This window comes from Moorella sp. E308F (assembly GCF_006538365.1).
GTDB lineage: Bacteria > Bacillota > DSM-521 > Neomoorellales > Neomoorellaceae > Neomoorella.
Genome location: NZ_BJKN01000001.1, coordinates 187865 through 212147 on the forward strand (window position 1 = coordinate 187865; position 24283 = coordinate 212147).

The following is a 24283-nucleotide window of genomic DNA, read 5'->3' on the forward strand; positions in this document are numbered from 1 at the left end:
CGGAGGGTTGGTATTTGAACTGGATGGCCTTTACTAGCGGCAATTTAATAGTTCTTCTCACGGCCTTTTTCTTGACCCGTCGCCGGAGTCTGGCCCCCGCTGAAAAGTTTCTGGCTATTTTTACCCTGGCTGCGGGGCAAATCGTATTCACCATGCTCCTGGCCGGTACCGTATTGCGCCTGACAACTGCCAACCTGCTGGTGTTAAATTTAATTCTGCTTGCCGCTGCAATCCTCATGGAGCGCCTCTTCCCTGGCCCCCGGTATCCTTACCAATTCCGGCTTTATGCCTGCTGGCGCCATAATTTCTGGGCCAGGCTTTTACTTTTCCTGGCCTTGCTGGAAACCATCTGGCTCATATTCCTGGGATACCTGTTTCCCCCCTATGCCTGGGACAGCCTCTATTATCACCTGACGGCAGTGGCCACCTGGCTAAAGGCCGGTCGGATTGTTTTAAGCCCCTATACCATCTGGGCCAACGTGTATCCCATGAATACCGAGCTTATCTTTGCCTGGAACATGCTGCTTGCCGGCAGCGACCTTCTGGTTGACCTGACCCAGCTGCCCTTTGCCCTGGCCGGAGGAGTGGCCGTCTATGCCCTGGGGCGCGCAACCGGTTTGCGACAGACCAACAGCGCCGTAGCAGCCTGCCTTTTTTTCCTGACGCCCATTGTCCTGGTCCAGAGCAAGACCTGCTATGTGGATGTCGCCTTTGCGGGCATGTTCTTGGTGGCCTTTTACTTTGCTTACCGCTATTACCATGACCCGCGGCGCGCCTATTTACTCCTGGCCGCCCTGGCCGGCGGCCTGACTTTCGGGATAAAGGCTTCCGCCGCTCCCTATGTGGCGGTAGTTTTTCTCTTTATCATCGCGGGCAACCGGGCGGCCAGGCGGGCAGCCAACCAGCCTTACAGGCAAAACCTGCTCCTTTCCCTGGTTATCTTTGCCGGAGCCCTGCTCGTGTGGGGCAGTTTCTGGTACCTGCGTAACTGGCTGGCGTACGGCAACCCCTTTTTCCCCTTTACGTTTAAAGTGCTGGGGTATACCCTCTGGCCAGGCCAGGGCAGCGTAACCGACCTGGTTATGGTCAAAAATACGCCTCCGGAACTGGCAGGCCTGCCTTTCTGGCAGCAGTTATTGCGTTCCTGGCAGGAAACCAGTGGTCCCTACACCTTTGACCAGCGCCTGGGAGGCTTCGGCCCTCAGTGGCTCTACCTGGAAGCGCCGGCCCTGCTTGTGACCCTTATCCTGGCGCTGGTCGAGAGGCAGCGGCGCCTCCTGCTCATCCTCCTGCCTCTGACCCTGCTGTTCTCGCTCCAGCCGTCCAGCTGGTGGACACGTTATACCATCTTCATTGTCGCCGCCGGGACTTTGAGCCTGGCTTACCTGGAGGAGAGGTTGCCCCGTTTTTGGGCGCAGCCCTTGCGGGCCGCTACCCTGGCCCTGGTTCTCATCTCCCTGGCCGGCAGCTTAACCCACGGTTATTTCACCCCCCAGGTAATAGCCCGCTTCCTGGCCCTGCCCTCGGAGCAACGTACCTTTTTCCAGATCACACCCTGGGGTGATGAGTTGGCCTGGGTTGATCGGGTGCCTCCTGGTTCGCGCATCGCTTTTACGGAAACAGCCTTCCCCTACCTGCTGTTTGGCCCCCGCCTGGAAAACCGGGTCTACCGCGTCATTGCTACTTCGGAAGCGGACATGCTGGCCCAACTGCAAGCCTGGGACAGCCAGTATTTCTTAACAACAACTACCTCCCTTTATTACCGCTGGGCGCAAAAAAATCCGCAGGTCTTACAGCCCTTTTTTACCTGCGGTGATTATGTAACCTTTAAGGTGATGAAGTAGGCATACCAGCTTTCTAGATAGAAAAAAGCCGCCTCGCTTCGCTCTCGAAGCAAGGCGGCCTCGCTGCTGGGCAAGAGCCACGCAGCCAGCAAACCGGGCGGCTCCGGCGTAGTTGCAACCTTTACCTCATCGTTGCCGCCAGGAGGGCCTTGATGGTGTGCAGACGGTTTTCGGCTTCATCGTAGATTACCGATTGCGGGCCGTCCATAACTTCTTCCGTCACTTCAACGCCCCGGTCGGCCGGCATACAATGCATGTAAATAGCATCCTTATGGCCGAGCTTCATGCGGCGGCCATCCATTACCCAGGTATTGTATTTTTCAATCAGATCCAGGCCTTCCTCCCTGCTGCCGGTATAGGCAATGGGGCCCCAGCTCTTGGCATAAATAATATGGGCATCTTTACAGGCTTCGTCCATGTCATGGACAATATTAAATTTGACGCCGTTTTCTTCCGCATTTTTCTTCGCCTGTTCTACAATTTCAGGTAATAAATGGAACTCGGGCGGATGGGCCAGGGTGACATTCATGCCAAAACGGCTCATCAGGAGGATAAGGGATTGGGGCATGGACAGGGGCCGGATATAATTAGGTGCGTAAGTCCAGCTAATGGTGAAATTGAGGCCTCGCGTGTTTTTACCGAACTTCTCCTGGATGGTCATGATATCAGCCAGGGCCTGGGTGGGATGGTATAAATCGCACTGCATGTTGATAACGGGGATGCGGGAATATTTGGCCAGCTCCCGGATATAGGCGTTTCCTTGTTTGTAAGTGCAGTAACGTACGCCCAGACCATCACCAAAGCGGCTTAAGACTTCTACCGTATCCTTGGCCGTCTCGCCATGGCCAATCTGGGTTGCCGAGGGAGTCAAGAAAATGGCATGCCCGCCCAGTTGGGTCATACCGGTTTCGAAGGCGTTACGGGTACGGGTGGAGTTTTCAAAAAAAAGCATATAAAAGGTTTTATCCTCGAGAAGGCGGTGTTTTTCTCCTAAGGCTTTACGCCTTTTTAGATCAAAGGCAATATCCAGCACCGTATCGATTTCTTCTTTGGTCCACTCCTGCAGGGTAATCAGGTGTCTCCCGCGTAAATCGGTCTGCATATTGTTCCCCCCGTTAAGCTAAATTTTGCTTAATTAATTAAATCACGTTTAATCCAATTCAACTTTTTTTAGTAAAATCCTGCCGGGTAAAGAAAAAATTTTAAACACGGCCGGGAATAAAGCGGCCCTGGCCGGCCTGACCCAGGAAACGTCCGTGATCATAAATAAGCCGGCCCCGCAGGTAGGTTGCTTCCGGGTAGCCCAGAAGGTTAAAACCTTCAAAGACAGTGTAACCGGCCGCCGAATGAAGGTTTGCCGCCGTCAGGGTAATCTGCCGGCGGGGATCAAAAATTACCACGTCGGCGTCGCTCCCCGGCCTGAGGCTTCCCTTGCGCGGGTAAAGGCCGAAAAGGCGGGCCGGGTTGGTGGATAGCACCCTCACCAGCTGGGGCAGGGTCAGCCAGCCGTTGCGGACCCCAAAGGAATAAAGCAGGGGTAATAAAGTTTCCGTCCCAGGTACGCCGGAGGGAGTGTTATAAAAGGCCGTACCGGCGGCCTTCTGCTCCCGGCTGTAGCTGCAGTGATCGGTAGCCACCACCTGGAGGGCGCCGGCGGCCAGGTGTCGCCAGAGGCTCTCGTTATCGGCTGCTGTTCTTAAAGGCGGGCACATCAGGTAAAGGCGGCTGTCCGGTCCGGCGTATTTATCCCCGGTCAGGAGCAGGTAATGGGGGCAGGTTTCGCCGTAGACCTGCTGGCCTTTGCTGCGAGCGGCGGCAATGGCTTCCGCGCCGCCCATGGTTGAGACGTGAACGATATAGACAGGTGCTCCGGCTTCCCCGGCCAGGGCAATAACGTCCTGGGTAGCCTTGACCTCTGCCGTTGCCGGGCGGCTCAAGGCATGGTAGGCCGGGTCCGTCCGGCCGGCGGCGATTAACTCTTCCCTCTTAGCTGTAACTATTTCATGATCCTCACAGTGAACCGTGACCAGGGCCCCGAGCCGGCGCGCTATTTTCAGCAGGCGGCCTATGGCGGCAAGGCTCAGGCGCTGGGCATAGGTGGTAAATACCTTGAAGCTGGTAACACCCTTGTCAACGACCGCCTTGAGTTCCGCTTCATCTTCCTCCTGGCCGGGCAGGACCACCTGGTGCAGGCCGTAATCGACGCAGGCCTGTTCCCTGGCTTCATCCAGGCGCTTGTTCAGGGATGCAGTCAAAGATTCCGCCGGGCTTGCCGGCTCGGCATAATCGATGACGGTAGTGACGCCACCGCAGGCAGCCAGCCGTGTCCCGGTAAACCAGTCGTCGGCCGTCATGAGCTCACCGATGGGCATCTGGTAATGGACATGGGCATCAATGGCTCCGGGCATTATATATTTGCCGGTTACGTCCCGGACTACCGCACCTTCCGCAGTCAAATCCGCACCTACGGCGGCAATCTTTTCTCCCTTAATGGCCACGTCGGCCTGCTCGACCCGTTCGGCGGTGACAACCCACCCGCCCTTCAGCAAGAGGTCCACTTTAACCCCTCCCCCAAAAGTAGGGTTCTGCCAGAAATGTACCTTCTGGTGGGGATATGACCCTGCGCCGCTCAGAAGCTCCGGGACATATCCCTACCCATAATTGGGCAATTTTAAATCCCCCAGTGCTTTATGAAGGGCCTCCAGGGAGGGTGCCACCCGGACGGGCTCCCCGGCAGCCTTGATGGCATTGGCCACGTCTTTGAGTCCATTGCCGGTTACCAGGACGACTATCCTTTCCCCCGGCTTAATAATCCCTTCCCGGACGGCTTTGATGAGGCCGGCCGTACCGGCCACCCCGGCCGGTTCACCGAAAACGCCGCTCGTCCGGCCCAGGACCCGCATGGCCGCCAGTATTTCTTCATCGCTAACATTAATCATAGTCCCTCGGGAATCACGAACGGCCCGCAGGGCCTTTTCGGGATTGCGGGGTACGCCGACGGCAATGCTGTCTGCCAGGGTATTTTCTTCCATAGGACGCACCCTGGTGCCCTCCCGGAAGGCACGGGTAATAGGACAGCAGCCTTCGGCCTGGACCCCCAGCATCCGTGGCAGCTTCTCAATCCAGCCAGCTTTTTTCAGGTCCACCCAGGCCTTCCAGGCCCCGGCCATGGTACAGCCATCACCCACTGAAAGCACTACCCAGTCGGGTACTTCCCATTGCAGCTGTTCGGCCACCTCCAGGCAAGCGGTCTTCTTGCCTTCCACCAGGTAGGGGTTAATGGCTGCATTGCGGTTATACCAGCCGTGTTCCTCTATGGCGGCCGCCGACAGGCGAAAGGCGTCTTCATAGGAGCCCTGGACGCTAATGACCGTAGCCCCGAAGATCAAGAGCTGGGCCACCTTGCCCTGGGGTGCCCGGCCGGGGACAAAGATCACGGCCTTTAGGCCCACGGAAGCCGCCGCTCCGGCGAGGGAGGAAGCGGCATTGCCGGTGGAAGAACAGGCCACCACCCCCGCCCCTTCAGCCAGGGCCCGGGCCACGGCCACGGCCGAGGGCCGGTCCTTCAGGGAGCCAGTAGGATTAATCCCATCATCTTTAATATATAACTCCTTTAAACCCAGCTCGGCCGCCAGGCGCCCGGCCCGGTAGAGGGGACTCCAGCCTACCCTTAAAGGCGGCAGGGGTCCCTCCTGGGCCACCGGCAGGAAAGGACGGTAGCGCCACATAGAAGGCTCCCTGTTGCCGGCCAGGCTCTCTTTAGAAATATATTTGTTAATATAGTCATAATCATATTCCACGTCTAAGATACCGTCAGTTGATCCGCAGATGGGGCAGGTATAAAAGCCGGGCCGGGGCTGATAAGTCCGGCTGCAATTAATGCAGCGCAACTGGGTTATATTGCTCACCTCAGGTCATCTCCTACGAAAATAACTGATCAATCTTACTTCCCATTTCGCGCATACGGTGTTCCTTCCAGGGGCAGGTGCAGGCGCAATTTGCCGTCGCGGCGGTAGTAGGCGCCGGCGACGGCCGCCGCCGTGGGAATGGTCGCCAGCTCGCCAATACCCTTGGCGCCATAGGCATAGGGAGTGCCGCCCTTTTCAATCAGGTGCACCTCCATCTGCGGTACCTGGTGGCTCCGCAAGAGCCCCAGCCTGCCGAGAGTCTGGCGTACAGGTATTCCATCCTGTACCGGAAAGTCTTCCGTCAGGGCATAGCCCAGGCCCATGACAATGCCCCCTTCAATCTGACCCTCCAGGTTTAAGGGGTTAATGGCCCGGCCCACATCATAGGCAGCCACTACTTTAGCCACGCGTCCCTCCTCATCCAGAATGGCTACCTGGGTGGCATAGCTGTAGCCGACATGGGTTACAGGGTGCTCCTTGTTGGAATTAAGGGGATCAGTGGCGCCGTAGAATTCGCCCTGGAAAACCCGGCCTTCCAGGTCGGCAAGGGTTCGGCCTTTCAAGGCTGCCGCCAGGTCCGCCGCCGCCCGGCGGGTTGCTTCCCCGGTAAAGAGGCTCTGGCGGGAAGCCGTGGTGCAGCCGGCGTCGGGAGTCCGGGCCGTATCGGCAAGGACGCAATCAATGAGCGTTGCCGGCAGTCCGGTAGTCTCGGCGACAATCTGGATGAGGACCGCCTCCAGTCCCTGACCCATGCAGGCCGCACCGGAGTAGATTTTTACCCTTCCGCCGCTGACCGCCAGCCTGGCCCGGCCCACATCGCGAGTACCAACACCGAGGCCGACATTTTTAAAACCGCAGGCAATGCCGGCGTAAGGGCTGCTTTCAAAGGCTTCCTTGACGGCCAGCAGGGTGTCTTTCAAGCCGATGTCGGCGCTGACTACCTGCCTGGTGCCCAGGGTGTCGCCCGGTTCCAGGGCGTTCTGCCAGCGGATTTGCCAGGGGGATAGGCCGGCAGCTTCTGCCAGGAGGTTCATCTGGCTCTCCATGGCAAAGTTGGACTGGGGTACCCCAAAACCGCGGAAAGCCCCGGCCGGGGGGTTATTGGTATAGACGGCCCGGCCGCGAATGGTCACGTTGGGGATGCGGTAGGGACCGGTAGCATGGGTGCAAGCCCGCTCCAGCACCTGAGCCCCCAGGGAGGCATAAGCGCCGGTGTCGGCCACCAGATCGGCCACCAGGGCCACCAGGTTACCTTTCTCATCGCACCCTGTCGTCATGGTAATGGTCATGGCATGGCGCTTGGGGTGGCAGAGGATACTTTCCCGTCGGGTCCAGGTGAGCTTCACCGGTTTCTTGGTTGCCCAGGCCAGCAGGGCGGCATGGTGCTGGACGCTCAGGTCCTCTTTGCCGCCAAAAGCGCCGCCAACACACTTGTTGACAACCCGTACCTTTTCCGGCGGTAAGTTCAGGAGAGAAACCAGCTGGGTATGGATCTCGTAAACGCCCTGGGTGCTAGTGTATACCGTCAGGCCGCCGTCCTCCGGTACCGCCAGGGCACTCTCCGGCTCCAGGAAGGCGTGTTCCGTAAAGGGCGTGGTATAAGTATTGGTTACCACGTGGGCGCAGGACTTTAAGGCTGCCTCAGCGTCACCTTTTTTGACCACCGTTTCGCTTAATAAATTACCTTTGGGGTGCAGGGCCGGCGCCCCCGGCGCCAGGGAGTCTTGGGGCGAAGTCAGGTGGGGCAATTCTTCATAATCAACTTTAATATAGTCCAGTGCCGCCCGGGCTTCCTGTAAGCTTCTGGCCGCCACCAGGGCCAGGGCATCGCCGGCATAGCGGGTTTCCTCACCTACCGCCACTAGTGCCGGCCAGTCTTTAAAGATATGCCCCTGATAGCGCTCTCCCGGGATATCGTCCGCCGTGAGGACGGCCACCACTCCGGGCTGCTCCTTAGCCGCCGTGACATCAATGGCCTTTACCTTCGCCCGGGCACAGGGCAGGCGAAAAACGGCGCCGTAAAGCATGCCGGGCACCTGCATGTCGTCGACAAAGACGGCTTCCCCCAGGACTTTTGCCCTGGCATCGGGCCGGAAAAAGGCTTTGCCCATACCGGCCGGTTCACCTGCCCGGGGCTCAATCTCGCCCCTTAAAGCGCGGCCGGCCAGCAGTACAGCGTCAATTATCTTCTGGTAACCGGTACAACGGCAGAGGTGGGCCTTGAAGGCCTGGCGGATTTCCTCTTCGCTTGGGAAAGGCTGCCGTTCGAGGAGGGCTTTGGCTTCCATGACCATCCCCGGCGTGCAAAAGCCGCACTGCACGGCCCCGGCCGCCGTAAAGGCAAAAGTATAAATCTCCTTTTCCCGCGGGCTCAAGCCCTCGATGGTAATGATCTCCCGACCGGCGGCCCTGGCGGCCAGCGTCCGGCAGGCCCGAACCGCCTTTCCCCCCAGGAGTACAGTGCAGGCACCGCAGGTACCTTCGCCACAACCGTTTTTGGCCCCCGTTAGCCGTAAATCCTCCCGTAACACTTCCAGCAAGGTAGCGTCCGGGTGAACATCAACCACCCGTCGCTGGCCATTAACCTGCAATTCCAGCCGCATGCCGTTCCCCCCGTTCGGCTTGGTTTCCCGGTTGCTAGGTGCAGTCCCCTCCTGCAGGTAAAAGGGATTTTAACGCATCTCTTTTATTTTCGCGTCGTAATATTCAACTTTGGCGTACTCGTCATCCCAGAAGGAGGGGCTCTTCATGGCGTCCAGGTATTCTCTGGTGTACCCGAAGGGCAACCAGTCTTTCTCCTTCTGCTGGAAGAGCCGTTCCTTGGCCTCCGCCCTGCGGGTGTCCAGAATATAATGGGTATGGGCCTTGAGGAAAATATCTTTAAACCAGCGTTCCAGGACAAAGTCCTCAATTTCCAGGGTCCGCCGAGCCAGGTCCTCCAGCACGGAAGGATAGCGGTCAAAACCGTCGGTGGCAACGGTCACCACATTATCGCCGGGGCCTAAACGCAGGTATTTGGCCATCTTAATGGCGCCCAGGATGTTGCAAATGCCGGAAGGACCGAAATTGTCGCGTAAGGCCAGGGCATCGGCTTCTTTGACACCATTCTTCATCAGGACTTCGGTACCATCCTGAAAGACCTTCAAGCCCCGGACGGTATCTTCATCGTGGATGAGGACAATAAAATCCGTATTGAGGACGTTATGGATGAGGGTACACATCTTGTCGCCGATACCCTCAATGCGATGCTGGCCGCGGCCCCCGTTATACAGGGTGGAACACTCATAGGGCTCCAGGGCCGCCACTTTACATTCCGGGAAAGCCTTCTTAATCTGGTCGCCGGCACCCAGCGTCCCCGCCGAACCGGGAGCCGAAATAAAGCAGGCGATACGGCCGTTACCGATACCCCGGACGGCCTCAATGGCGGCATTACCGGTAACGTGGCGGTGGAAGCGGTAGTTGGGCAACAGCTCAAACTGGGCCAGAGCATAATTTTTCGGATCTTTTTTCAGCTCATAGGTGCGCTGCAGGGTCAAAATAACGTCGGACTCCGTGCCGGGAGTGAGGTCCAGCTCGCCGCCGTACTTGCGGATGCGTTCATAACGTTCCTTGCTCATGTTGTCGGGCATGATGACTACCGCCCGGAAGCCCAGGAGCTTGCAGATATAGGCCACGCCGATGCCGAAATTACCCGTTGAGGGCCCCAGGATGGTATGTTCACCGGGCTTGATGACGCCGTCAACGCAGCCTTCAATCAGGGTAGCGTAGGCCGGGCCCACCTTGTGGGAGCCGGATGGGAAGCCCCGGCCCAGGAGGACAACGATATTGGCGTCCACCCCAGTTACTTCCGGGGGCAGCACCATTTTCCGCACCTGGTTGTTTCCGTCTTTCCAGGTGATGTTGAACAGGTTAATGGGGTCCAGCTCATCCTCCTTGAGGGCTTTTAAGGCCCGCTGTCTTATTGCCGGGTCAATTTGCGCCGGGTCGCACATCTCCGTGAAGGTCGGGCCAAAGGGAATTTTACCCGCCATATGGTTCCCTCCAGTTAAATGTAATATTACTGAGTGCAAAAAACTTCACTCATACTTATGGTATAGTTCGACGTGGAAAAAATAAACCCTCCTTTTATTGCTAAAAAGGAGGGTTTTTTTCATCCTCACTTCAGCAGCCCGTCCCGGTCGCGGTGGGCCAGGCGGGAGGAAGCGGCGGCGGCGATGGCGGCCACCAGGTCATCGAGGAAAGTGTTGACCTTCTCGTTTTTCTTGCTGTTGACCACGCCGATGATGCCCGGCTTGACCTTGTCCAGGTAACCGAAGTTGGTAAAACCGATGGAACCGTAAATATTGATGATGCTCAGGGCCAACACCTCGTCAATGCCGTAAAGGCCGTCGTCACTCTTTAGCATGGTGGCCAGGGGTTCGGCCAGTTGCCCTTTTTCGGCCAGCTCATCAATGGCTATGCCGGTAAAAACGGCGTTCTGGACCTCCCGCTTTTCCAGCACCCGCTCAACGCTTTCGCGACAGGCGGCCATGGTAAGGTTAGGAATATATTTTTGCTGGACTTCATATACCAGGCAGGCGATATCTTCCAGCGATACCCCCCGCCGTTCCATCCAGGTTATGGCCAGCTGCTTGAGCAGCAGGGAACTGGCATATTGATTTTCCTTCGGCTGTGCCACACTCACTACTCCTGTCCCCCCTCGTTATAAGAAGTAACCCTATTATAACATAAATTCATTATTTTTACCGCAGCTTTTCCCGCAGGTGCAAAATAGCCTCCAGCACACCCCCGGCGATGGCCCGGGCTTTATCGGAAATGGTGAAGCAGTAGTCCCGTTCACCGCGGGGGTCGATGTCGCCGACCTTCATTCCTCTGGTGACTTCCAGGCCGTCGTGGAGGATACCCCGCAGCACGCCGCTGATCCGCGCCGGCAAGGGCACTTCGCCAACCATGGCCACTGTTTCGCCGGTGGTTACCAAGTCACCGATTGCCTTGCAACCCATAAATATTCCATCTGCCGGCGCCCTCAAGACCCTTTCTTCGGTATAGCCCATGACTTCACCCGGGATACCGGTATTAGGAAGGGCTTCGCCCTGCCAGATGACCCGGCCGAGATAATGACCGCGCCTGGTCTCCACTACCGCGTGGGCGTCCCGGCCGGCCGTAAAGCCAGGCCCCAGGGCGATAACAATGGGAGCCTGCTCCATACTTGTCCCCAGGTTGGTCTTGGCCATGATGGCATCTACGACAATTTCCGGCCGGAGGGTCGCAATAACCCCGGCCCGGGGATCCACCAGCACGGCAATTTCTCCCCGCGTGGCTTTCGTCAGGGCCTCCTCCGGGCCGGTCACCAGGCGGGCCGTAACTCCCTCTACAGTAACGGCGCCGGAATAAACCGCTTCCGCAAAGGCCACGGCCCGGCGGATTACCGTTGGCCGGGGTATCTCCGTCATGATTACCGGAAAACCGGCTTGATGGAGACGGTGGGCCACCCCGCTGGCCAGGTCCCCCGCCCCTTTGATAACCACCAGATGCCGCACTTTCCTGCCCCCTGTAAATTAGAAATCAGAGGTGTTGGTAGAAATATCGACCCGCTTTTTGGCAAAAGTTATTGCCTCCCCAGCCAGTCCTGGTAATCAGCCGGGGTATCGATATCCTGCACCACTCCGGGGCAGTCCACTTCTACCGCCAGCACTTCCTCCGGATGAACCCGGATAATCTCCCTGGCCCCCACATCTCCCTGCTGGGCCATGATTTCCGGCCAGAGAGCGCGGTCGATGAGAACCGGATTGCCCCGCCGTCCCTGGTAAACGGGGACAATAATCTTTTTCCCTCCCTGCCGGTAAGCGTCACACAACCGGGTGATGACTTCCGGCGTGACTCCCGGCTGGTCGGCCAGGACAAAAAGGGCGGCCCGGCTTTCCGGCCCGAGGGCGGCCAGCCCGGTCTGCAGGGAGGTGCTGAGGCCCTGGCGGTAGCCGGGGTTGTAAGCCAGATTTACCCGTAAGCCTTCCAGGGCCGCTACCACCCTGCCGGCCTCGTGACCCAGGACCACGACAACATTCCCCGGTAAAGCTGCCAGGGCCGTGGCTACCACCCGTCGTACCATAGGCTGGCCGGCTATTGACAATAGTTGCTTGCCGCCGCCAAAGCGCTCCCCGGCCCCGGCGGCCAGGACAACTAATCCCACCGGCGCGGGCGTTCTCGTTGCCTGTCGCAGTATTACCTGGCGCACCGGCGCCGGGGTGGCCACCGCACCCAGGATAACCTTCTCGCCGCCGGCGGCGAAGACGGCCCCGGCCACGGACCTGCCCGCCCGCAGCAGTTCATAATCTTCAGCCTGGTTTAACAAAACCACCCATCGCGCTGCCGGTGGCACCCCTTTACGCCCGCCGCGAGGATGGACCAGGAGCCGGGCCACATCATGCGCCGTCACCAGGAAGCCTTCTTCCCGTCCCAGCAGCCCTGCTGCCAGCCGGGGGCGATGGACAAAGGGGGCAGCCAGGGGCCGCCCCAGCACCGGCAGGCCGGCCACCGTCACCACCATGGTTGTTACCGGCGGGATGACCGGCTCGTGGCCCGCCGGGACCTTGAGGAGGGCTCCCGCCGCTCCATCTCCCTCGAGGAGGAGGTAATCAATATCCAGTTCTGCCAGCGCCGTTACGCCTGCCGCGTCCAGGCCCTTAACCTTGCCCTGGTCAGTAACCCCAGACCCGCAGGTGACCAGATTCCCCCTCTTTAGACCGGTTGCCACACCTGCTGCCAGGCTGGCGGTATCGCTGGTAATGACCGGTTCTGCCAGCTGCCGGAGCTGGCTTAAAAGCATTTTTGTGGTCGGGGCAACAACAACCCGGCGCCCCGCGGCTGCCAGTTCGCGGGCCAGACAAATAAGGGCCGAGGTTTTACCCCCTGCCCCGACAACAGTAATGATCTCTCTGGCCTGCAACCCCAGGGCCTGGTATAAGCGCATCGAAAAAATCCCCCAAAAAGAACACTTACATAAATAATAAACCGGCATTATAAACAGCTAAGGGCGCCGGCCTCCATCAGGGATTCTAAAACTGGGGGGGCGTAATGGCCGAAATAAAGACCAGGTCTTCGTTGCCGACACTCCACAGCTTGTGGGGGATGGAGGCGTAATAGTAGATGCTGTCCCCCGCTTCCAGCCGGTATACTTCCCCGCCGATGTCGATTTCCATAATTCCCTCGAGGACGACAATACACTCTTCCCCCGGGTGCGCCAGGGGCTCGTCGCAGCTGGCCGCTCCCGGCTCCAGGCGGGCCATCATCACTTCCATCTTACGGTTTAAATCCGGCGACAAGAGTTCATAGGTCAAATGGGACTGGGGAAAACGCAGGACCTTGCGCTGGTCTTTCCGCACTACCGGGCTGTGGTCTTCATGGTTTAACAAGAAATAAAAAATAGGGATATCGAGAGCCTCGGCAATTTTGCGTAAAGAGGTAATAGAGGGATCGGCCAGATCCCGTTCCACCTGGCTCAAAAAACTGGAAGTAAGGCCGGTTTTTTCCGCTACCTCCTTGAGGCTCATGCCTCGCTCCCGGCGTAAGTTGCGTATCTTCTCTCCAAGCACTCTTTACCCTCCCAGTGGCTCGATAAATACATCCATAATCCCGCCACAGACCATGCCTTCGTCGGCAGCCGTGTCGGCCGTCAGGTCCAGGTGATATATTTCCGGCTCCCCCTTTTCCAGGACCAGCAAAGCCCGCTGGCGAACGGCCGCTTCGGCACAACCGCCGCCGATGGTTCCCAGGGTTTGGCCCCCGGTGGTAACCAGCATCTGGGTGCCGGCTTCCCGGGGCGCCGAACCCTTGACCCGGATTATAGTAGCCAGGGCACAAGGCTTTCCCTGCTCTATTAATTTAACCGCCCCTCGAATAAGTTCCCGGTCCACCTTCTGGGCTCCCCCGCTTAAGGCAACTGAACTCCTTAAGTATTTATTACAACATATTTAACTCTTTTCCTTCTTCGCCGGCGATCTTTATCCTTATTTTTTCGCTGCCAAAAAATAACCGCCGGCTCTTAAAGAGGGGCGGTAGATTTAAGCTCCACGCCGGTAGACCCGGATAATCTCCGCCAGGATACTGACGGCGATTTCCGCCGGCGTTTCAGCACCGATGTCCAGGCCGATGGGAGCATGAATTCGCTCCAGGGCCGCTTCGCTTACACCCTCGGCCAGCAGGCGTTCTTTAACCCCCTGGACGCGCCGCCGACTGCCGATCATGCCGATATAGGCCGCCGGGGAGGCGATTACGGCCCGCAGGCAGTCATAATCATAGCGGTGCCCCCGGGTGACGATAACGATAAAAGTGGCTGGAGTGATCTTAATATCCTGCAGGGCCGCCGTAAAGTTATTACAAATTATTCTATCGGCTGTTGGGAAAAGGGCGCGATTTGCGAAGTCAGGACGGTCGTCAATTACGGTTACCCGGTAGCCGGCCAGTTTGGCAACTGTAGCAACCTTCTGGCCCACATGGCCGCCCCCCAGGACGATAACTTCCGGTTCGGGGAGCACCGGTTCCAGGAAAAGGGTTACGCTACCCGCATCCAGGTCTATGGTTTCCAACCGGGGCCGGCGCCCGGCTAAAACCTCCCTGGCCCGTTCAGCTACAGCGGCTTCCAGATTTACCGATCCCAGGCTGCCGTAATGACCCTCCGGAGTCCATAGGAAACGGTTGCCAGGTGCCACTCCCGGCAGGCCTGCTTCTACTTTAACTACCATAGCGGCTACCCCCGGCTGCTGACCCTCCAGGGCCGCCAGCAGCTGCCGGAAAAAGGCCAATTTATCCATGGCTGCTCTCCTTCCTCCGTCAACCTAAACTTTTGCAGGCCTCTTAACCTGACTCCCAAAACATTTTCCGCTTACCGGGGGGCTCATGGTCAGCCTTCATGAGAGAGGCGGCCGCAAACATCGGCCGCTGCCAAATTGCCTTCCAGGCAAAAATCTACAAACTCCGCCATGGTATTTACGAAAGCGTCCGGACGGGCGGCCAGCAGGCGTTCCCGCGGGATCCTGCTCCACCCTGCTGCCACGCTCGTTACCCCACCCGCCCTTGCTGCCAGAATATCGTGGGGGCTGTCGCCGATCATTGCTACATCAGCTGGAGCAAGCTGTAATAGCTCGAGACCGCGCCGGACCGGCTCCGGGGCCGGCTTGTGGCTGCGCACGTCTTCCATGGTAACAACTACCGGGAAAAATTTTTCCAGGTTGAAAAGGCGCAGGCCATAGAGGGTGGTATCCCGCACGCGAGAAGTAACGATACCGAGCTTGATACCTGCCGCCCGGAGCTCTTCCAGGCCTTCCCGCACCCCCGGGCAGGGCCGTACCAGAGTGGCAAAATGTTCCTCGCTGAAGCGGCGGTAAATGGGGATCATCTCTTCTACGAGATTGGGTTGACCGGGTACAAAGGCGCTCAAGCCGTCCCGCAGGGGGATGCCAAAATAAGGGTAAATCTCTTCCGGGGCTACCGTCCGTCCCAGGTATGGCGCCAGGGTATGCTGGAAGGACTTGATCACCAGTTCGGAGGTATCCACCAGGGTGCCGTCAAAATCAAAAAGTACGCCGGCGAACAAAACCCTCACCCCTTACAGCCGTTCCTTCAGCAGCTGGTTCACCAGACCGGGGTTGGCCTTGCCCCTGGTGGCCTTCATCACCTGGCCCACCAGGAAGCCCAGGGCCTTGTCTTTACCGTTGCGGTAATCCTCAACCACACCCGGGTTGGCGGCCAGGACTTCCTCGACAATCTGCGTCAGGGCGGCCACATCGCTGATCTGGACCAGGCCCTTTTCCTCGACTACCTGGCGCGCCCCTTTACCGGTGGCAAACATCTCTTCCAGGACCTGCTTGGCAATCTTGCCGCTGATGGTCCCTTCTTTTTGCAGTTGCAAGAGACTCGCCATTTCTTCCGGCGGTACGGGAGATTGTCCCGGTTCCAGGTTGCCGGCATTTAAAAGGCGCAGGAAGTCGCCCATGATCCAGTTGCTGACGGTCTTGGCGTCGGGATAGAGGGCCACCACCCGGTCAAAATAATCGGCGAGATCCCGCGAGCTGGTAATCACCCCGGCATCGTAGGCCGGCAGGCCATAATCGTCAATCAAGCGGCGGCAGCGGGCGTCGGGCAGCTCGGGAAGCTCCCTGCGCACCCGCTCGATCCAGGCGGCATCAATCTCTAAGGGCACCAGGTCGGGGTCAGGGAAATAGCGGTAATCCTGGGCTTCTTCCTTGGTGCGCATGACATACGTCACGCCGCGATTCTCATCCCAGGCCATGGTGGCCTGCTCCACCCGGCCGCCGCTTTCCAGGATGGCAATCTGGCGCTCAATCTCATACTCCAGGGCCCGCTGCAGAGAGCGGAAAGAGTTCAGATTCTTTACTTCCGTCTTGGTACCGAAGGACTGGCTACCCCGGGGCCGTACCGACACATTGGCATCACAGCGTAACGATCCTTCCTCCATCTTGCAGTCGGACACGTCCAGGTACTGGAGGATGGTTCGCAATTTTTCCATGTAAGCCCGGGCTTCGGCCGGTGAGCGCAGGTCCGGCTCGGAAACGATCTCTAAAAGGGGCACCCCCGTCCGGTTGTAATCTACCAGGGAATAGCCCCCGTCGGGACCGTCGACGTGGATTAGCTTGCCGGCGTCTTCTTCCATATGCACCCTGGTGATGCCGATAACCCGTTCTTCGCCGTCAACGGTAATCTTTAAATGGCCCCCCCTGGCCAGGGGCAGGTCGTACTGGGATATCTGGTAGTTTTTGGGTAGATCCGGGTAATAATAATTCTTGCGATCAAACTTGCAGAAGGTTGCCACCTGGCAGTTCAGCGCCAGGGCCGTCTTTAGCCCGAACTCCACCACCTGCCGGTTAATGACCGGCAGCACTCCCGGCAGACCCAGGCAGACGGGGCAGACATGGGTGTTGGGTTCACCGCCGAAGGCCGTGGTACAGCCACAGAAAGCCTTGGCATTGGTTTTCAGCTCCACATGGACTTCCAGGCCAATTACTGCTTCGTATTCCACTTTAAGCCACTCCCAGCTCCGGCCGCCGCCGGTGATATTCGGTAGCTTGTTCAAAGGCGTAAGCTACCCGCAGCAGGGTTGCCTCATCAAAGGCTTTACCGATCAACTGCAGGCCAACGGGCAGCCCCTGGCTAAAGCCGCAGGGGATGGAGAGGGCCGGCAACCCGGCCATATTAACAGGAATAGTGCAGAGGTCAGACATATACATAGCCAGGGGATCCCCTGCTTTTTCTCCTAAACGGAAGGCGACTGTAGGCGATGTCGGTGTTGCCAGCAGGTCGTATTTGCTAAAGGCGGCTTCGAAATCCCGGCGAATAAGGGTCCTTACTTTCAGGGCTTTCAGGTAATAAGCGTCGTAGTAGCCCGAACTCAAGGCGTAGGTGCCCAGCATAATACGCCGCTTTACCTCTGGTCCAAAGCCCTGGCTCCTGGTGTTCATATACATTTCAATGATGTCTTTGCCCGGCACCCGGAGGCCGTAACTGACACCGTCATAACGGGCCAGGTTGGAGGAAGCCTCCGCCGGGGCCACCAGGTAATAGGCCGGCAGGGCGTATTCCGTATGGGGCAGGGAAGTCTCTTCGCAAATGGCCCCCATTTCCTCAAGTTTGGCAATGGCCCGGCGGACGACCTTCTCAACCTCTGGTTCTATGCCGGCGCCGAAATACTCCCGCGGTACACCTATTTTTAAGCCTTTAATTTCCGGTTGCAGAGCCGCCCGGTAATCAGGTACCGGCAGGTCGGCCGAGGTGGAATCAGAGGGATCATGACCGGCAATGACCCCCAGGACCAGGGCGCAGTCGGTGACATCCCGAGTAATAGGGCCGATCTGGTCCAGGGATGAGGCGAAGGCCACCAGGCCGTAGCGCGATACCCGGCCATAGGTCGGCTTCATACCGACGACGCCGCAGAAGGAGGCTGGCTGGCGGATGGAACCGCCGGTATCGGACCCGAGGGCATAACAGGCCTCCCCGGCGGCCACGGCCGCTACCGAACCGCCGCTGGACCCCCCCGGCACCCGCTCCAGGTCCCAGGGATTACGGGTCGGGAAAAAGCCGGAGTTTTCCGTGGAGGAACCCATGGCAAACTCGTCCATATTGAGCTTGCCCAGTATTACCGCCCCGGCCGTTTTGAGGCGTCGGACCACGGTGGCGTCATAGGGCGGTACCCACTCGGCCAGCATCCGGGAAGCGCAGGTCGTCCGCACTCCTTCGGTGCAGAGGTTGTCCTTTAAGGCCATAGGCACGCCGGCTAGAATACCAGGGTCCTCGCCCCGGGCGCGGGCCGCATCAACGGCTTTAGCCTGCTCCAGGGCCTCTTCGGCCGTCCGGGTTAGATAAGCCTGCACCCGGCCATCGACGGCCTCGATGCGCTCGAGCATGGCTTCGGTAACCTCTACGGCGCTCACCTCGCGGCGCTGTAAAAGATCGCCCAGCTCATGGACGGTCAAATAGTGTAAATCCATCTTCCACACCTCCCGGTCTAAACTACCCGCGGCACTTTAAACTGCCCTTCACTGGCTGCCGGTGCCCCGGCCAGGGCCTTTTCCCGGGGTAGCCCGGGCCGCGCTACGTCATCGCGGAATACATTGCGCAAGGGCAACACGTGGGCTGTAGGCTCCACATTTTCCGTGTCCAGGGCGTTCAATTTATCCATATATTCCAGGATGGCATTTAGCTGTTCGGTGTAGGCCGCCTTCTCTTCGGGAGTGAGTTTCAGGCGGGCCAGCAGGGCGACGTGTTCTACCTCGGCTGTCGTGATAGGCATATATAATATAACCACCTTTTTAAGTTAAGGTTTTTGCCTAATTATAACAAACGGAGCATCAGGGAGCAATTGCTCCGAGTTAAAAGTTTTAAAGCCATGAGGCGAGATCAAAATCTGCTGCAAAGGGATTAACAAAAGAAATGCCTTCTAAAATAGAACCAGTGGCAAAATCCTCACTAAAAACAGTACTAATTTGATTAAGACGGGCCGTAGCCCATATCTGGGCATCCCAGTATGATAGTTGATATTCGCGAACACCCCGTACGGCTTCAATTATAATTAACGGCGTTACATCTAAAACGGTCCAAGAAGCAAGGTAATTTTGAATCCGTTTTTGTGCCTGTTCTAAAGTTAATGGTTCTTTAATTTTACGGGTTACAGTAACAAAAAACTCTGCCAGAACTTGCGCACTGATGGCACCTATCTTCCTGGTCGCTAATAAATCAAGGATTTGTAGGGCCTTTACTTGTTTTTCTGGTTCAGAACGATCATAGGCATATACCATAACATTGGTATCAACAAATATGCTAGCGTTCATACAGTTCTTCCCGCTTCCATGTGCGCTGTCCTTTAGCCGGTCCTTGTTTAATTAATTGCTGGATAAATTTTTTTTCTTCCTCCCACGCTCTAACATCTTTTTTTTGCCATTTAGCGGTACTTATATGACTGGTAATTGCACGGCGGACCAGTTCCGCTTCTGTTATCCCCATTTCCTTGGCCCTTTGTTTTAGAATAAAATTCTGTTCAGCATTGAGATATAACTGCTTACGTATCATACGTTCCATTAGTTTTTCACCTCTTTCGCTTGTACATTATATTATACATTATCTGCTAATTCAACTATACCTCCTTCAATAATTCCTTTAACTCTGTAACATCTATTACCGGCACCCCTAGTTCCAGGGCGCGGGTGTACTTGGAACCCGGCTTTTCGCCGGCTACCACGTAATCGGTCTTTTTGCTCACGCTGCTTACAACCTTGCCCCCGGCGCGGGTAATGAGCTCTTCTGCCTCCTGGCGGGTCATGCCCGGCAGGGTGCCGGTGATAACAAAGGTCTTGCCGCTTAAAGGCCCGGTCGGAGCGGCCGCTCTTTCAGCTTCCATCCGTACCCCGGCTTTTTTCAGCTTCTCCAGGACGGCCAGATTTCTTGGTTCGGCAAAAAATTCCCGGATACTCTCAGCAATACGGGGGCCTATATCGGGCAGGGAAGTCAATTCCTCCTCTGAAGCCGCGATTAGCTTCTCCAGGGAGCCGAAGTGGCTGGCCAGGGTCCGCGCCGCCCGCTCGCCCACATGGCGAATGCCCAGACCGAAAAGCAGGCGTTCCAGGGGCCTGTCCTTGGCTGCGGCAATGGCCGCAATGAGGTTGCTGGCCGACTGCTCACCAAAGCGCTCCAGTTTTAACAGGTCTTCCTTTTTCAGGTAGTAGAGGTCGGCCGCATCACGGACGAGGCCGGCCTCCAGGAGCTGGGAAATGATGGCCGGACCCAGGCCCTGGATGTCCATGGCTCCCCGGGAGGCAAAGTGGATGATCCCCTCCAGAACCTGAGCCGGGCAGGCTAACCCCCCGGTGCAGCGGTGGGCTGCTTCTCCAGGGGGGCGGGTGACTGCCGCGCCGCAGGCCGGGCACTTCTCCGGCATGGTAAAAACCTCTTCCGCTCCGGTACGATGTTCAGGCAGAACCTCCACCACTTCCGGGATGATGTCGCCGGCCTTCTGGATAACTACCGTATCGCCGATGCGGATGTCCTTTTGCCGGATGTAGTCTTCATTATGCAAGGTAGCCCGGCTGACGGTAGTTCCGGCCAGGCGCACCGGCGTTAAAATAGCCGTTGGTGTCAGGACGCCGGTACGCCCTACCCGGAGGATAATCCCTTCCACCCGGGTCGTCGCCTGCTCGGCCGGGAATTTATAGGCCACGGCCCAGCGCGGCGCTTTGGCCGTCGCTCCCAGGACGGGGTGCAGGGCCAGGTCATTAACCTTGATCACCAGGCCGTCGATTTCATAGGGTAAGGCAGCGCGGCGCTCCGCCGTCCAGTTTTTAATTTCTGCCAGCACGGCCCGGATGTCGGGGGCCAGAAAACGGTAGGGGTTGACGGGCAGGCCCAGTCCGGCCAAAAATTCCAGGGCTTCTTCCTGGGTAGTAACTTGTGCCCCGGTGACGCTGATAACCTGGTAGACAAAAAGGCTTAAATTGCGGCCGGCCGTCACTTTTGGATCCAGCTGGCGCAGAGAACCGGCCGCGGCATTGCGGGGGTTGGCGAAAAGGGGCTCCCCGGCCTCCTCCCGCTCGGCGTTCAGGCGGGCAAAAGCTGCCTTGGGCATGTAAACTTCCCCCCGCACTACCAGGTGGGGCAGGGGGCGCCGCAAGCGCAGGGGGAGCAACGGGATGGTCCGTAGATTCGCCGTCACTTCTTCCCCTACCTGGCCGTCACCGCGGGTGGCCCCCAGGCTAAAAACCCCGTCAATATAGGTGAGGGCAACCGTCAGGCCGTCTATTTTGGGCTCGATAAGATAGGACACCTCGCCGCCGGTTATTTCCCGCACGCGGCGGTCGAAATCCAGCAAATCGCCCTCATTGAAGGCGTCATTTAAACTCAATAAAACTTCCGGATGCCGGACGGGATTGAAATCCTCCCGGGGCGCCCCGCCTACCCGCTGGCTGGGGGAATCCGGTGTCAGTAGTTCCGGGTAGGTCTCTTCCAGGGCTATTAATTCCTGCATCAGGGCGTCGTATTCCCGGTCGCTGATCACCGGCTGGTCAAGGACGTAGTAGCGGTAATTGTGTTCTTCGATCAGGCGCCGCAGTTCTTCAACCCTCTGCCGGGCAGTCTGGATATCCATGTATTACCTCCCCTTACACCTTCCTAACGGGAGCGTAGCGGACCATGAGGTGCTTGATACCTTTTTCGGGAAAGGCTACGCTGATAACTGTATCCTCGCCTTCGCCGCTGATTTTTACAACAACGCCGAGGCCAAAACTATTATGCTGGACTTTATCCCCCAGTTGCCAGTCATACTGGACCCGGGGAGCCGTCTCGTTCCCGTGCCGGCTCTGCTGGCGGCCGGTCATACCACCCCCGGGACTTGCCGGCCCCGCCTGTCCATCCCTGGCGATTAAATCAGGCGGTATTTCCGCCAGGAAACGGGAAGGAGGGTTGCTCATGGTATTGCCGTAAAGGTTGCGGGTCCAGGCATGGGTCAGGTAGAGGACTTCTTTCGCCCTGGTCATACCCACATAGCAGAGACGGCGTTCTTCCTCCATTTCCTCCGGGTCCTCCAGGGAGCGAAAGTGGGGGAAGACCCCTTCCTCCAGGCCCGCCAGAAAGACCACCGGGAACTCCAGGCCCTTGGCCGTATGCATGGTCATAAAGACCACGGCGTTACCGCCGCTGTAGGTATCGCTTTCGGCCACCAGGGCCACCTGGGCCAGAAAATCGGCGAGCTCAGGTTTTTCACTACCCTGGTCATAATTCCTGGTGACCGTCAGGAACTCCTTTAGGTTTTCCAGCCGCGCCTGAGCTTCCGGCGTTTTCTCCGCTTCTAACTCCGCCTGGTAACCGGTTTCCCGCAAAATGGCGGTCACCATAGCCGTTATTGTTAAGTTTTCCTGCTGCTGGCGCAGGTTATCCAGGAGGGTTATCATTTCCTGGAGTGCCTGCCGGCCTTTAGCGGGAATACCGGGGATGTTCTCCAGCTGTTGTAAAGCCCGGTAAAGGCTTAAGGCCCTGCTGGCAGCGAAGGCTTCCAGGCGGGCCAGGGAAGTTTCGCCGATGCCCCGCCGCGGGACATTGATTATCCTTAAGAGGCTCGTGGCGTCATCGGGGTTGGCTATCACCCTCAAGTAGGCCAGGATGTCCTTGATCTCTTTCCGCTGGTAGAATTTCAGGCCGCCGACGATTTCATAGGGAATACCCGCTTGGAGGAAGGCCTCTTCTAAAGCCCGCGACTGGGCATGGGTACGGTAGAGGACGGCAAAATCGCTGAAGGGCCGGCTTTCCTGGCTGTGGCGGCGGTAAATTTCAGCAGCGATATAATTGCCTTCATCGCGCTCATCGGCGGCGCTGTAGAGGTGCAGCAGTTCCCCTTCCCGCCGCCGCGTCCAGAGGCGCTTTTCCTTGCGGCCCACATTATGCTGGATAACGGCATTGGCCGCCTTGAGGATGGGCTGGGTGGAACGGTAATTCTCTTCCAGGAGGATTACCCGGGCATTGGGGAAATCCTCTTCAAAGGCCAGGATATTACCAATGTCGGCCCCGCGCCAGCCGTAAATGCCCTGGTCCGGGTCGCCGACGACGCAGAGGTTTTCACCTTTACCGGCCAGCAAGCGCACCAGGACATACTGGGCATGGTTGGTATCCTGGTACTCGTCCACCAGGATATGCTGCCAGCGCTGCTGATAGTAACGCAAAATCAGGGGGTTATTCTGCCATAAGGCCACCGTCTGCATGATGAGGTCATCAAAATCCATGGCATTGGCGGCTTTAAGCCTCTCCTGATAACGACGGTAGATAGTGCCCTGCTGCTGTTCTTTTACAGTGGCACTCCAGCCGAGGTATTGTTCGGGTGTCTGCAAGGAGTTTTTAGCATTGCTGATAACATGGGCTACCGAGCGGGGCGGGAACTTTTTCTCATCCAGGTTTAACTCCTTTAATACCTCGCGAATGAGCGCCTGCTGGTCATCGGTGTCGTAAATGGTGAAATTGGACCGGTAACCTAGCAGGTGGGCATCCCGCCTTAAAATGCGCACACAGGCCGAGTGGAAGGTGCTGACCTGGAGGCGCCGGGCCGCGTTACCCACCAGCCCCTCCAGGCGTTCCTTCATTTCCTGAGCCGCTTTATTGGTAAAGGTCACCGCCAGGATATTTTCCGGTGCCACCCCTTCCTGGATCAGGGAGGCTACCCGGTAGGTCAAAACCCTGGTTTTGCCGCTCCCGGCACCGGCCAGCACCAGGAGGGGCGCACCGCGGTGCTTTACGGCTTCTTGTTGGGGCTTGTTAAGCAAGGCCATAAAGTCTGCCAAGATCTTCACACTCCTAAACATAACTTATATTCGCCCCGATAGATAAAAAACCTGCTACGCGGTTCTTTTCTTTCTCTCCATCCAGGACAGTGCTGCATATAATGCAGAAGATAATAAAGTATATGTGAGGTGAACAAATTGTTTATAAGGGACGCAGAGAAGCAAGTATTCCGCCTGAATGCTCCTCAGCAAGAGAAAGACATCGCGGCTACACTGACCGGCCTGGAAGAAGATTACCAGGAAGGCGGTAAAAATGCCAGCGTCTCCAACCAGCTGGCAGACAGTACTCCTGCACCCGCAGAAGAAGAGCCGCCCTGCCCAACGCCAGGCCATGGCCAGCCCCTGACCCTGGCCGCCCACAGCCAGGCCCTATTCCGGGAAGCTATTTTAAACGGCACCGTTAACCAGTTGCTGGATGAGTTGCGGGTCTGGATCGAAAAAATCCGGGCTTTCTTGCTGTATGCTGATACCGGTATCGAGACAACCGGTAACATTGTTAACATCGCTAAAGGCACCCTGGAAAAGGAACTGGGCCTGACTCCGGCCACCAGTACCACCAGCACCACTTCTATGCAGCTGCCGGCTTCATCCTTACAATTAGTGTGGAACCTCATTCGCACCCCGGAATTCCAGCAGTTTACCGGCCGTATGCTGGCCCAGGTCCTAAAGATGGGCCTCAACCCACCTGAAAATCGAGTTTGACGGG

The 24283-nt window shown here is 57.7% G+C and carries 21 protein-coding genes; 2 read left to right on the forward strand and 19 right to left on the reverse strand.

What is annotated here, in order from left to right; genetic code table 11:
* The first annotated feature begins 14 nt into the window (after nt 1–14).
* Nucleotides 15–1844 (forward strand): glycosyltransferase family 39 protein, encoded by a 1830-nt coding sequence (locus tag E308F_RS00885; protein WP_141262806.1) that lies wholly within the window; start codon nt 15–17, stop codon nt 1842–1844.
* Between the two features lie 121 nt (nt 1845–1965).
* On the opposite strand, the gene argF is transcribed toward E308F_RS00885, so the two are convergent.
* From argF to pcrA, 19 genes are all read right to left on the reverse strand, one after another.
* Nucleotides 1966–2946, reverse strand: a complete 981-nt coding sequence (argF, locus tag E308F_RS00890) for an ornithine carbamoyltransferase (RefSeq protein ID WP_141262807.1) — start codon at nt 2944–2946, stop codon at nt 1966–1968.
* Nucleotides 2947–3046: 100 nt separating this feature from the next.
* The gene (gene hydA, locus E308F_RS00895) at nt 3047–4402 is read right to left on the reverse strand and encodes a dihydropyrimidinase (RefSeq protein WP_141262808.1); all 1356 of its coding nucleotides are present in this window, start codon (nt 4400–4402) and stop codon (nt 3047–3049) included.
* Nucleotides 4403–4495: 93 nt separating this feature from the next.
* On the reverse strand, nt 4496–5752 hold the full coding sequence (locus E308F_RS00900) for a threonine synthase (RefSeq protein ID WP_141262809.1): 1257 nt from the start codon (nt 5750–5752) through the stop codon (nt 4496–4498).
* Between the two features lie 35 nt (nt 5753–5787).
* Nucleotides 5788–8355 (reverse strand): selenium-dependent xanthine dehydrogenase, encoded by a 2568-nt coding sequence (xdh, locus tag E308F_RS00905; protein WP_141262810.1) that lies wholly within the window; start codon nt 8353–8355, stop codon nt 5788–5790.
* Between the two features lie 69 nt (nt 8356–8424).
* Entirely contained in the window at nt 8425–9783 is a 1359-nt protein-coding gene (locus tag E308F_RS00910) for a PLP-dependent cysteine synthase family protein (RefSeq protein ID WP_141262811.1), read from the reverse strand.
* A gap of 125 nt (nt 9784–9908) precedes the next feature.
* Nucleotides 9909–10364, reverse strand: coding sequence for a phosphatidylglycerophosphatase A family protein (locus E308F_RS00915; RefSeq protein ID WP_172613709.1), 456 nt, complete (start codon nt 10362–10364; stop codon nt 9909–9911).
* Between the two features lie 130 nt (nt 10365–10494).
* The gene (yqeB, locus tag E308F_RS00920; protein WP_141262813.1) at nt 10495–11292 is read right to left on the reverse strand and encodes a selenium-dependent molybdenum cofactor biosynthesis protein YqeB; all 798 of its coding nucleotides are present in this window, start codon (nt 11290–11292) and stop codon (nt 10495–10497) included.
* A 68-nt stretch (nt 11293–11360) separates the two neighbouring features.
* The gene (gene yqeC / locus E308F_RS00925) at nt 11361–12722 is read right to left on the reverse strand and encodes a selenium cofactor biosynthesis protein YqeC (RefSeq protein WP_141262814.1); all 1362 of its coding nucleotides are present in this window, start codon (nt 12720–12722) and stop codon (nt 11361–11363) included.
* An 85-nt stretch (nt 12723–12807) separates the two neighbouring features.
* Nucleotides 12808–13344 carry a cupin domain-containing protein gene (locus tag E308F_RS00930; RefSeq protein WP_141262815.1) on the reverse strand — a complete coding sequence of 179 codons (537 nt, stop codon included), beginning with the start codon at nt 13342–13344 and terminating at the stop codon, nt 12808–12810.
* 3 nt (nt 13345–13347) lie between these two features.
* Nucleotides 13348–13665, reverse strand: coding sequence for an XdhC family protein (locus E308F_RS00935; protein WP_141262816.1), 318 nt, complete (start codon nt 13663–13665; stop codon nt 13348–13350).
* Nucleotides 13666–13812: 147 nt separating this feature from the next.
* Nucleotides 13813–14562: an XdhC family protein gene (locus E308F_RS00940; protein ID WP_141262817.1), complete on the reverse strand. Its 750-nt coding sequence runs from the start codon at nt 14560–14562 to the stop codon at nt 13813–13815.
* Between the two features lie 89 nt (nt 14563–14651).
* The gene (locus E308F_RS00945) at nt 14652–15344 is read right to left on the reverse strand and encodes an HAD family hydrolase (RefSeq protein ID WP_141262818.1); all 693 of its coding nucleotides are present in this window, start codon (nt 15342–15344) and stop codon (nt 14652–14654) included.
* A gap of 12 nt (nt 15345–15356) precedes the next feature.
* A complete protein-coding gene (gene gatB, locus E308F_RS00950) occupies nt 15357–16787 on the reverse strand; it encodes an Asp-tRNA(Asn)/Glu-tRNA(Gln) amidotransferase subunit GatB (protein WP_141262819.1) in 1431 nt (476 codons plus the stop codon).
* A 1-nt stretch (nt 16788) separates the two neighbouring features.
* Nucleotides 16789–18252 (reverse strand): Asp-tRNA(Asn)/Glu-tRNA(Gln) amidotransferase subunit GatA, encoded by a 1464-nt coding sequence (gene gatA, locus E308F_RS00955; protein WP_141262820.1) that lies wholly within the window; start codon nt 18250–18252, stop codon nt 16789–16791.
* A gap of 17 nt (nt 18253–18269) precedes the next feature.
* Nucleotides 18270–18554 carry an Asp-tRNA(Asn)/Glu-tRNA(Gln) amidotransferase subunit GatC gene (gatC, locus tag E308F_RS00960; RefSeq protein ID WP_141262821.1) on the reverse strand — a complete coding sequence of 95 codons (285 nt, stop codon included), beginning with the start codon at nt 18552–18554 and terminating at the stop codon, nt 18270–18272.
* Nucleotides 18555–18642: 88 nt separating this feature from the next.
* Nucleotides 18643–19092, reverse strand: coding sequence for a PIN domain-containing protein (locus E308F_RS00965; RefSeq protein WP_141262822.1), 450 nt, complete (start codon nt 19090–19092; stop codon nt 18643–18645).
* Nucleotides 19082–19339: a CopG family transcriptional regulator gene (locus E308F_RS00970; RefSeq protein ID WP_141262823.1), complete on the reverse strand. Its 258-nt coding sequence runs from the start codon at nt 19337–19339 to the stop codon at nt 19082–19084. The genes E308F_RS00965 and E308F_RS00970 overlap by 11 nt, the downstream gene beginning before the upstream one ends.
* A gap of 55 nt (nt 19340–19394) precedes the next feature.
* On the reverse strand, nt 19395–21398 hold the full coding sequence (gene ligA, locus E308F_RS00975; protein WP_141262824.1) for an NAD-dependent DNA ligase LigA: 2004 nt from the start codon (nt 21396–21398) through the stop codon (nt 19395–19397).
* Nucleotides 21399–21411: 13 nt separating this feature from the next.
* Entirely contained in the window at nt 21412–23598 is a 2187-nt protein-coding gene (pcrA, locus tag E308F_RS00980; protein ID WP_172613793.1) for a DNA helicase PcrA, read from the reverse strand.
* A gap of 108 nt (nt 23599–23706) precedes the next feature.
* Here pcrA and E308F_RS00985 point away from each other — a divergent pair, with 108 nt between their 5' ends.
* Entirely contained in the window at nt 23707–24279 is a 573-nt protein-coding gene (locus tag E308F_RS00985; protein WP_141304831.1) for a hypothetical protein, read from the forward strand.
* The last annotated feature ends 4 nt before the right edge of the window (nt 24280–24283 follow it).